The organism is Rhodococcus sp. P3_B8 (genome assembly GCF_056402775.1).
The window spans coordinates 1-6,798 of record NZ_JBFUGT010000336.1; the positions used below are offsets into that span (position 1 = coordinate 1).

Annotated in this window: 6 protein-coding genes and 2 pseudogenes; 4 read left to right on the forward strand and 4 right to left on the reverse strand. The window is 67.6% G+C overall.

Features of this window, described 5'->3' with window-relative positions; translation table 11 throughout:
- Nucleotides 1–310: pseudogene (locus tag AC1D1G_RS39380) on the forward strand (tRNA pseudouridine(55) synthase TruB); the annotation flags it as partial.
- Between the two features lie 4 nt (nucleotides 311–314).
- Here AC1D1G_RS39380 and AC1D1G_RS39385 read toward each other — a convergent pair.
- Nucleotides 315–1,028 (reverse strand): metal-dependent transcriptional regulator, encoded by a 714-nt coding sequence (locus tag AC1D1G_RS39385; RefSeq protein ID WP_477956303.1) that lies wholly within the window; start codon nucleotides 1,026–1,028, stop codon nucleotides 315–317.
- A gap of 176 nt (nucleotides 1,029–1,204) precedes the next feature.
- Between AC1D1G_RS39385 and AC1D1G_RS39390 the strand changes: the two genes are divergently transcribed.
- The 3 genes from AC1D1G_RS39390 to AC1D1G_RS39400 all read left to right on the forward strand — a co-directional run bounded on the left by AC1D1G_RS39390 (nucleotide 1,205) and on the right by AC1D1G_RS39400 (nucleotide 5,145).
- Nucleotides 1,205–2,179 carry a bifunctional riboflavin kinase/FAD synthetase gene (locus AC1D1G_RS39390; RefSeq protein WP_025432373.1) on the forward strand — a complete coding sequence of 325 codons (975 nt, stop codon included), beginning with the start codon at nucleotides 1,205–1,207 and terminating at the stop codon, nucleotides 2,177–2,179.
- A 110-nt stretch (nucleotides 2,180–2,289) separates the two neighbouring features.
- Nucleotides 2,290–2,559, forward strand: coding sequence for a 30S ribosomal protein S15 (rpsO, locus tag AC1D1G_RS39395; protein ID WP_005240682.1), 270 nt, complete (start codon nucleotides 2,290–2,292; stop codon nucleotides 2,557–2,559).
- A 312-nt stretch (nucleotides 2,560–2,871) separates the two neighbouring features.
- Nucleotides 2,872–5,145 (forward strand): polyribonucleotide nucleotidyltransferase, encoded by a 2,274-nt coding sequence (locus tag AC1D1G_RS39400; protein WP_477956304.1) that lies wholly within the window; start codon nucleotides 2,872–2,874, stop codon nucleotides 5,143–5,145.
- A 75-nt stretch (nucleotides 5,146–5,220) separates the two neighbouring features.
- Here the strand turns inward: AC1D1G_RS39400 and AC1D1G_RS39405 are convergent, their stop codons facing one another.
- The 3 genes and pseudogenes from AC1D1G_RS39405 to AC1D1G_RS39415 form a co-directional block, all read right to left on the reverse strand.
- Nucleotides 5,221–5,664 carry a protein phosphatase gene (locus AC1D1G_RS39405; RefSeq protein WP_317571347.1) on the reverse strand — a complete coding sequence of 148 codons (444 nt, stop codon included), beginning with the start codon at nucleotides 5,662–5,664 and terminating at the stop codon, nucleotides 5,221–5,223.
- 10 nt (nucleotides 5,665–5,674) lie between these two features.
- Nucleotides 5,675–6,444, reverse strand: a pseudogene (locus AC1D1G_RS39410) (2-phosphosulfolactate phosphatase).
- On the reverse strand, nucleotides 6,441–6,798 hold a 358-nt coding region (locus AC1D1G_RS39415), incomplete at its 5' end, for a LysR substrate-binding domain-containing protein (protein WP_477956305.1). The gene AC1D1G_RS39415 and the pseudogene AC1D1G_RS39410, both read right to left, overlap by 4 nt.

Here is a 6,798-nt window from a genome sequence, read left to right on the forward strand (position 1 = left end):
ACATCTCACCTCGCTGCGACGGACCCGGGTGGGACCGTTCACGCTCGAGCACGCGCGCACGCTGGAACAGCTGGCCGAGGAGCCGGGGGTCAGTCTCGACATCGATGCCGCCGCGCAGACCGCGTTCCCGCACCGGCAGATCGATGCGGACGAGGCCGAATCGATCAGTCAGGGCCGGTGGCTCGAGCCGATCGGTATCAAGGGCGTCTACGCTGCCATCGATCCGAGCGGGCACACGATCGCGCTGCTCCAGGAACGTGGACGGCGGGCCAGCTCGGTGATGGTGGTCCGCCCCGCGACCCTGAGGTAGCGGTTCACACCAGCCAGATGGCCTGGGCGGCGGGGTTTCCGAGCTCGATGGAGTCGTCGTGCGTGCCGAGCCGGATCGAGACGGTTCCGGCGTAGTCGCGTCGCTCCAGCACGGTGATCGTGACGTCCAGTGCCACACCGACCGAGTCGAAGTACCGCAGCATCGCCGGGTCGGAGTCCGAGATCCGGGCGATGCGGCCGCTCTCGCCGTTGACGAAGTCGCTGAGCTGGCGTGYCGGAGGAGTGGGCACCGAGCCGTCGACCGCGGGAATCGGATCGCCGTGCGGATCGCGCTCGGGATGGCCGAGCTTGGCGTCCATCCGGGAGATCATCAGATCCGAGACGGCGTGTTCGAGTACCTCCGCCTCGTCGTGCACCTCGTCCCAGCCGTATCCCAGTTCGTGCACCAGGTACGTCTCGATGAGGCGGTGCCTGCGGACCATTCCGACGGCGGCGACGCGCCCCGCCTCGGTGAGGGCGATGGACCCGTATCGGGCGTGATCGACGAGACCCTGGTCGGACAGTTTCCGGATGGCCTCCGACACGGTGGACGCCGACACTCCGATCTTCTCGGAGAGTAATTTCGTGGACACCCGCTCCTGCGACCACTCCTGAACGGTCCAGATGACCTTGAGGTAGTCCTGCGCCACTGCCGAGAGAGCCCCGGTCTCGGAGGTCGAGTCCTCGGTCACGCTCTGGTCATTCTTGTTCACGGCCACGCCATCGAGCTTAGGCAAGTCTTACCGGCGAGACACATCGACACACCTGATCCGTCGCCGGGGGACGGCCCGGGTGACCACGAACCGCGAGGTCGTGGCGCTTCGCCGGCGCGCGGGGCGGCCGGACACCCGGTCCGGAGATGAACATCGGCGCGCGGCACCGTAGGCTGCCACTCGTGCTGAGATGGCGTGGTCTCGACGAGGTTCCTGCCGACTGGGGTCGTTGTGTTCTCACGATCGGCGTATTCGATGGCGTGCACCGAGGTCACGCCCAACTGATCAGTCGAGCGGTGGCGGCTGCCCGCACGCGTGGAATACCCAGCGTGCTCATGACTTTCGATCCTCATCCGATGGAAGTGGTTCGTCCGGGCAGTCATCCCGCCCAGCTCACGACGCTCGCCCGCCGGGCGGAGCTCGCGGAGGAGCTGGGGATCGACGTGTTCTGCGTCATGCCGTTCACCGCCGAATTCATGAAGTTGACGCCGGAGCGGTACGCCCACGAGATTCTCGTGGAGCGCCTGCACGTGGCGGATGTCGTCGTCGGTGAGAACTTCACGTTCGGCAAGAAGGCTGCGGGCAACGTCGACCTGCTGCGTCAGATCGGAGACCGGTTCGGGTTCGCGGTCGACGGTGTGACGTTGCTCGCGGAGCACGCGGTCACGTTCTCGTCCACCTACATCCGGTCGTGCGTGGACGCCGGCGACATGGCCGCCGCGACGGAGGCCCTCGGCCGTCCGCACCGCGTCGAGGGTGTCGTCGTCCACGGCGACGGTCGTGGACGGCAGCTCGGCTATCCGACGGCGAACGTCGCGCCGCCCATGTATGCCGCGATTCCCGCGGACGGCGTGTACGCCGCCTGGTTCACCGTGCTCGGACACGGAGTCGACCTGGGCACGGTCACCTCCGGCGAGCGGTACATGGCCGCCGTGTCGGTGGGCACCAATCCCACGTTCTCCGGGCGGACGCGCACCGTGGAGGCCTTCGTCCTCGACCGGGAAGCCGACCTGTACGGCCAGCACGTGGCCGTCGATCTGGTGGAGCGGCTCCGCGGGATGGAAAAATTCGATTCGGTCGACGACCTGATCGTCGCGATGGGCAAGGACGCCGAGCGTGCGCGTGCGATCCTGGCGGCGTCGGAGGACGTGCGGTAAAGCCGTCCCATTTCAGCTGGTAAAGTAGACCGCTGGCGTGCGCTGCGGTTCGCGGTGGCCGCGCCGAGTTTCGATCCTTGCACGCGAACGTCATCACCAGGAGTGAACCAGTGGCATTGACCACCGAAGAAAAGAAGCAGGTTCTGAGCGAGTACGGCCTGCACGAGACCGACACCGGTTCGCCGGAGGCGCAGGTGGCCATGCTCACCAAGCGCATCGTCGATCTCACCGAACACCTCAAGATGCACAAGCACGACCACCACTCCCGCCGCGGCCTCCTGCTGCTGGTCGGACGCCGTCGTCGTCTGCTCAAGTACGTCCAGAAGGTCGACATCGAGCGTTACCGCTCGCTGATCGAGCGTCTCGGCCTGCGTCGCTGAGTTTCGTACACAGCGGTCATTTCGATCGCAAATCACTCCGGTAGCCGGCGGGGCCTTGCTTAGACTGGGCCTCGCTGGCTATCGGCGTTAGCTGCCGAGGGCAGCACTACCGTATGCACCCGAGAATGTGGTGTCGGTCTTCGGTAGTGGTCTTCCGGACACGGTCCGGGGGACTTCGATCGACGGCCGCCTCCGCACAGCGACATCCCGAGAACTCGAGAGGGGGATGTCCCTCAGGTGCGCAGTTCTCGCCAGGAGGGTGAGAACGCCCCCGCGGGTACGGCGAAGACGAGAGGGAAGTGAAAAGAAGAGATGACAGAGAATTCCGCAGTAGAGGTCGATGAGGGCGTGTTTGAATCCACCGCCGTGATCGACAACGGGTCCTTCGGAACCCGCACCATTCGTTTCGAGACCGGTCGCCTCGCGCAGCAGGCTGCCGGCGCCGTCGTCGCCTACCTGGACGACGAGACGATGCTGCTGTCCGCGACGAGCGCCAGCAAGCACCCCAAGGAGCACTTCGACTTCTTCCCCCTGACGGTGGACGTCGAGGAGCGCATGTACGCGGCGGGCCGTATCCCCGGCTCGTTCTTCCGTCGTGAGGGCCGTCCCTCCACGGACGCGATCCTGACCTGCCGCCTGATCGACCGCCCGCTGCGCCCGTCGTTCGTCGACGGTCTGCGCAACGAGATCCAGGTCGTCGTCACGGTGATGAGCCTGAACCCGCAGGACCTGTACGACGTGGTCGCGATCAACGCCGCGTCTGCTTCCACCCAGATCGCCGGACTGCCGTTCTCCGGACCCGTCGGCGGTGTGCGCGTCGCGCTCATCACCTCGGACGAGAACAAGGCCGGCCAGTGGGTCGCATTCCCCACCGTCGAGCAGCTCGAGAACGCCGTCTTCGACATGGTCGTCGCGGGTCGCATCGTCTCCGGCAGCGGTGACGACGCCGACGTCGCGATCATGATGGTCGAGGCCGAAGCCACCGACAACGTGATCTCCCTGATCGACGGTGGCGCACAGGCTCCCACCGAGGCGATCGTGGCCGAGGGCCTCGAGGCCGCCAAGCCGTTCATCGCCCGCCTCTGCACCGCGCAGCAGCAGCTCGCGGCCAAGGCCTCCAAGCCCACCGGTGACTTCCCCGTCTTCCCGGCGTACCAGGACGACGTGTTCGCAGCCGTCGAGGCCGCCGCAGCGGAGAAGCTCAGCGCGGCACTGACCATCGCGGGCAAGCAGGAGCGCGACGACAAGACCGACGAGGTCAAGGTCGAGGTCCTCGAGCAGGTCGCCCCGAACTTCGAGGGTCGCGAGAAGGAACTCGGCGCGGCATTCCGTTCGCTGACGAAGAAGCTGGTCCGTCAGCGCATCCTGCGCGACCAGTTCCGCATCGACGGCCGTGGCATCACGGACATCCGTTCGCTGTCGGCCGAGGTCGCCATCGTTCCGCGTGCCCACGGTTCCGCTCTGTTCGAGCGCGGCGAGACCCAGATCCTGGGTGTCACCACCCTCGACATGGTGAAGATGGCGCAGCAGGTCGATTCCCTCGGACCCGAGACGACCAAGCGGTACATGCACCACTACAACTTCCCGCCGTACTCCACCGGTGAGACGGGACGCGTCGGTTCCCCGAAGCGCCGCGAGATCGGTCACGGCGCGCTGGCGGAGCGGGCACTCATGCCCGTGCTGCCCAGCGTCGAGGAATTCCCGTACGCCATCCGTCAGGTCTCGGAGGCTCTCAGCTCCAACGGCTCCACCTCGATGGGTTCCGTGTGCGCGTCGACGCTCGCGCTGCTCAACGCCGGTGTGCCTCTGAAGGCTCCGGTCGCCGGTATCGCCATGGGCCTCGTCTCCGACCAGGTCGACGGTGAGACCCGCTACGTCGCGCTCACCGACATCCTCGGTGCCGAGGACGCGTTCGGCGACATGGACTTCAAGGTCGCSGGCACGAAGGACTTCGTCACGGCCCTGCAGCTCGACACGAAGCTCGACGGCATCCCGTCCAAGGTCCTCGCCGGCGCGCTGTCGCAGGCCAAGGATGCGCGGGCGACGATCCTCGAGGTCATGGCCGAGGCCATCGACACCCCCGACGAGATGAGCCCGTTCGCCCCGCGCGTCACGGCCATCAAGGTCCCCGTCGACAAGATTGGTGAGGTCATCGGCCCCAAGGGCAAGATGATCAACTCCATCACCGAGCAGACCGGCGCCAACATCTCCATCGAAGATGACGGCACCGTGTTCGTCGGTGCGACGGACGGCCCGTCCGCGCAGGCCGCGATCGACATGATCAACGCCATCGCCAACCCGCAGCTGCCAAAGGTCGGCGAGCGCTTCCTGGGCACGGTCGTCAAGACCACCGCCTTCGGTGCGTTCGTGTCGCTCCTTCCCGGCCGCGACGGATTGGTGCACATCTCGAAGCTGGGCAGCGGCAAGCGCATTGCCAAGGTCGAGGACGTCGTGAGCGTCGGCTCGAAGTTGYGTGTCGAGATTGCCGACATCGACAACCGCGGCAAGATCTCGCTTATCCCCGTCGAAGAAGACGGCGCTGCGGCTCCGGCCGAGCAGAGCGAAGAGGCGGCTGCCGAGAAGTAGCCTTCTCCCGGTCACCACGCCGGCGGCCCCGCACGAATCTCGTGCGGGGCCGTCGGCGTCTTCGTGTCGGGTGCGTCAGGAGGACGGTGCCGCGGCAAACCGTCCGACATACCGCCGCTGCCAAGGTGTCTCGACCGCGTGACGGTGGTAGTGCTGCCGGACGTACGCGACGGCGTCCCGCGCCGGGACCCCGTCGAGCACGGCGATGCAGGCGAGGGCTGTGCCCGTCCGGCCGCGACCGCCCCCGCATGCCAACTCCACCCGTTCCGTCGCGGCGCGGCGCCACACCTCACCCAGCGCATCGAGGGTGTCGTCGCGGTCCCGCGGCAACGCGAAGTCGGGCCAGCGGACCCACCGTGAGTCCCACTGCACCGGCGGCGGCGTCCGCCCCAGCAGGTAGACGGCGAAATCGGGGAGGGGACCGTCGGGGAGTGGTCGCCTCAGCCCCCGGCCGCGGACCAGCCGCCCGGACGGCAGGCGGAGGACTCCAGGAGCGTCGGCGTCCCAGGTATCGAACATGGCGCTCACTCTATTGCGCAGCCGCTCGGAAGACGCGATCTTCGAGGACCGGGACGGCGGTGCTCCGGTCCACCTCGGCGGCGATTACGACGTCCTGCGGGTATCCCGAGGCACGCAACTCCCGTCCCGACGCACACGCCGCGAGGGACTGCGGGAGGGGGTCCGCGACACCGCGACACCGCGCCAGGCGGTCATGGCCGCCAGGGCTTCCGGCGACGCGTCAGCGCCCCGACCGATCGCCGTCAGAGCGGACAGCACGGCGCCCCCGCCCCACAGATCCTCGATCGCCGGCCGGAGTTCGCCGCCCGGCCATTTCTCCCCGGCGGCGATCACCGACACCACCGACGTCGACGTGCAGTGCCGGGCGATCCAGTCTGCAACAGCGGTCGCATTCCGTAGGGACGCCCCGACGCACACGCCGGTTCCGGTGCCGAGCTCGAAGCTGATGGTCGATCCGTTCGGCGAGGGAAGCACCAACCTGCGCGGCGCCGCGGTCCGTCGAATCGTATTCGGCGACAAGCTGATCTGCCCGTTCGCCGCCCGGCTGCGTCCGACGGCGAGGACCGCGTCCGAGTCACGGGCGTAGCGTTCGGAAGAATCGTCGTTCCACCGGTAGGGCAGGACGTCGATGCCGGCGTCGACCGCAACGGTGAGTGTGGTGGTGAACCACAGGACGTCCACTACGACCGCGACGTCGGCGTCGGCGCCGACGGCTTTCGCCCCCGGCAGGCCCCAGTCGAAACGGAGGCCGTAATCGTGTTGGAGATGTTCGCGGTTCACGGGGTCTCCCCGCTCTCCGTCGACGTGAGCGTTATGAGGGCAGCGATAACCGTGGTGACCGCGACGCTCGGGGGACCGGGTAGGCGCGCGGCACCGATGTCGCGGAAGGCTCGGGGATCGTCGAGGCGAATCTGCGCGCACCCGGGTGGGGGAGTATCCGTGGCCGGCACGATGCCCACGCCCAAGCCGGATGCGACCAGGCCGTGCACGGTGTGCACGTCCTCTCCTTCGAACGCGATCGTGGGTAGGGCACCGGCTCGGGCGAACAGGTCGTCGAGCGATCCCCGGAGTCCGTAGCCCGGCTTGAGAGTGACGATCGGCTCGGAGGCGAGGTCACGGATCGTCGTCGAGGTC